This is a genomic window from Motilibacter deserti, assembly GCF_011250635.1.
Classification (GTDB): domain Bacteria; phylum Actinomycetota; class Actinomycetes; order Motilibacterales; family Motilibacteraceae; genus Motilibacter_A; species Motilibacter_A deserti.
Window position 1 is genome coordinate 1 of record NZ_JAANNP010000182.1, and the last position, 2,735, is coordinate 2,735.

Sequence of the window (2,735 nt, forward strand, 5' to 3'; positions counted from 1 at the left end):
TGCATGTCCCGGGGGACCCGGGGAAGGGTGATCACAACGAAGTCGTCGAGTCGCCCGCCGGAGGTACGCGTGAAGCGCCCGTTCAAGAAAAAGCCAGCTGAGCCGACCCGGGCCGCCGCGACCGCGCTCACCGTCAAGGGCAGTGCTCTGCAGGCGCGCGGCGCGGCGATGCAGGGAGCCGGCGTCGCCCTGCACCAGGCGGCCGAGGCCTACAGCGCGGCCCGCGAGCGCACGACGCCCTACGTCGAGGTGGCGAAGGTCAAGGCCACGCCCTACGTCGAGGTCGCCAAGGTCAAGGCCGCGCCGCTGGTCGACGCGGCGAAGGAGCGCACCCAGACCGTCGTCGAGACGGCGAAGCCGCAGCTCGTGGCGGCCAAGGAGTCCGTCGTGGTGACCGCCCGCGAGAGCGTGCTGCCCGCCATGCAGGAGAGCGCCCACAACCTCGCCGAGAAGGCCCGCGAGGACGTGGCGCCCAAGGTGCTCGCCGCGCTGGCGACCGCGGCCGCCGCGGCCGAGCCGGTGCGCGAGGAGGCCGTCACGCGGGGCACGGCAGCGATCGCCGCGCTCAAGGGCGAGGCGGTCGTCCCGGCCGCGGCGCCGAAGCGCGGGCGCCGCTTCCGCCGGTTCACGCTGCTCACCCTGCTGGCGGTCGGCGCGGGCTACGCCTTCTGGCGCAAGCGCAAGGCCGAGGACCCGTGGAGCGTCCCGACCACGTCCTCGTCCGCGTACGTCCCCCCGAGCGCCCCCGCCGCGAGCAGCTCGGCGACGTCCGGGGCAGCATCCACCCCCGCATCCACCCCTGCCCGCGACCAGGCGGGCTCGGGCCCGGACGAGGCGCTCGCCGACACGGCCGCGAACGACCTGTCGCGCCCGCTCGGCACGGTTGCGACGGCCCCGGAGGCCACCCCCGGCACAACAGGCTCCGCGACGCTGGGCGACAGCGAGACGGCGGGTGAGCCGGCCTTCGGCGCGCCGGCGGCGTTCCCGGCGTCGGGTGCGACCTCGAGCGCGGACAGCGCGGCCGACCCCGTGACGCCGGTCGTCGGCAGCGAGGCCGACCGCGAGGCCGATGTCGCGTCTCCGGTCGAGAGCGAGCCGCCGCTCGGCACGGACCCGAGCGCGTTCGGCACTGGGACGGAGAAGCCGACGGGCGAGCGCTGAGGCCAGCCCAGGGCGCGGGACCGCGGCCCTTCCGGCGGGAGCGTCGACGGCGTCGACGCTCCCGGCCGGCGCCGGCCCGGTCCCGCGTCGCGCGCCCGACCCCGTCCGGGTGCATCCCGTTCCGAACCGCAATGAGAGAGTGGCAAGCGTGAGTCGTACGACGGACCCGGGTGTGCTCCGGCTCGCCCCGGACGCTTCCGCCGTAGGCTCCGCCCGTCGCCACGTGGCGGAGCAGCTGCGCGCCGCCGGGCTCGAGAGCACGGTCGCGGACGCCCAGCTCGCCGTGTCCGAGCTGGTGGCGAACGCGGTGATCCACGCGCGCACCCCGGTGACGGTCCGCGTCGAGGTGATGCCCCCCGGCGCCCGGGTGTCCGTCCACGACGAGTCGGCCAGCCTGCCGGTGCCCGCCGCGCTCGGCGCGACGGCCATGTCGGGTCGAGGGCTCGTCCTCGTCGACGCGGTCACGGCGCAGTGGGGCGTCGAGCCGGACCTGGCGCCCGGGCGCGGCAAGACCGTGTGGTTCGAGGTCGACCCCGACCAGCCCGTCCCCGAGGCCCCGGCGCCGATGCTGGCGATGTGGCTGGACCTCGACGAGCTCGCCGCGACGCCGGCGCAGGACGAGCACGAGGAGATGACCGTCGTCCTGCCCGACGTGCCGGTCGAGGACCTGCTCGCGGCCAAGATGCGGGTCGAGGACCTGATCCGCGACCTCCGGCTGGTCCTGCTGAGCGACTCCTCGCACGCCGACCAGCCGGTCACCGGTCAGCAGCCGTCGCCGGAGCAGGTGCGGCTGGCCCGCCGGCTCGACGCGGCGGTGGCGGGCTTCGAGCGGACGCGGGTGCAGATGCGCACCCAGGCGCTGCAGGCCTCCGCCCGCGGGGAGCGGACGACGACGCTGCGCCTCCTGGTCGACCGCGGCTCGCGCGAGGTCGCGGAGACCTACCGTCAGGCGCTCGACGAGGCCGACGAGCTCAGCCGCTCCGGCGAGCTGCTGGTGGGCGCGGGGCTGTCCAGCCACGCCGAGCTGCGCCACTGGTACCTCGGCGAGATCGTGCGCCAGCTGCGCGACGGGCGGCCGTCGCCGCCGCTCACCCCCGCGCCGCGTACGTCGGGTGTCCCCGGGCCGGGCAGCGGGCAGGCTCCTCGTCGTGACTAGCTCAACTCAGGAAGTCCACGTCCTGCTCGTGGAGGACGACCCGGGCGACGTGCTCATGACGCAAGAGGCGTTGGAGACCGGGCGCACCCGCAGCACTGTCCACGTCGTCGGCGACGGCGTCGAGGCGATGGCCTTCCTCCGCAAGGAGGGCGACTACGCCGACGCCCCGACCCCCGACCTCGTCCTGCTCGACCTGAACATGCCGCGCAAGGACGGCCGCGAGGTGCTGGCCGAGGTCAAGGCGGACGAGCAGCTGCGCATGATCCCCGTGGTCGTGCTGACGACCTCCGGGGCGGAGGACGACGTCGTGCGGTCCTACTCGTTGCACGCCAACGCCTACGTCACCAAGCCCATGAGCTTCGAGGACTTCAGCGACGTCGTCCGGCACATCGACGACTTCTTCACCGACGTCGCGCGC

The 2,735-nt window shown here is 75.0% G+C and carries 3 protein-coding genes; all 3 read left to right on the forward strand.

Going from position 1 to position 2,735, the window contains the following annotated elements; translation table 11 throughout:
- Positions 1-69 precede the first annotated feature (69 nt).
- A complete protein-coding gene (locus G9H71_RS24235; protein WP_331273193.1) occupies positions 70-1,161 on the forward strand; it encodes a DUF5324 family protein in 1,092 nt (363 codons plus the stop codon).
- Positions 1,070-2,317: an ATP-binding protein gene (locus tag G9H71_RS22070; protein WP_231135301.1), complete on the forward strand. Its 1,248-nt coding sequence runs from the start codon at positions 1,070-1,072 to the stop codon at positions 2,315-2,317. The genes G9H71_RS24235 and G9H71_RS22070 overlap by 92 nt, the downstream gene beginning before the upstream one ends.
- Positions 2,310-2,735: response regulator (locus G9H71_RS22075; RefSeq protein ID WP_166284913.1), on the forward strand; the 426-nt coding region annotated here is incomplete at its 3' end. The genes G9H71_RS22070 and G9H71_RS22075, both read left to right, overlap by 8 nt.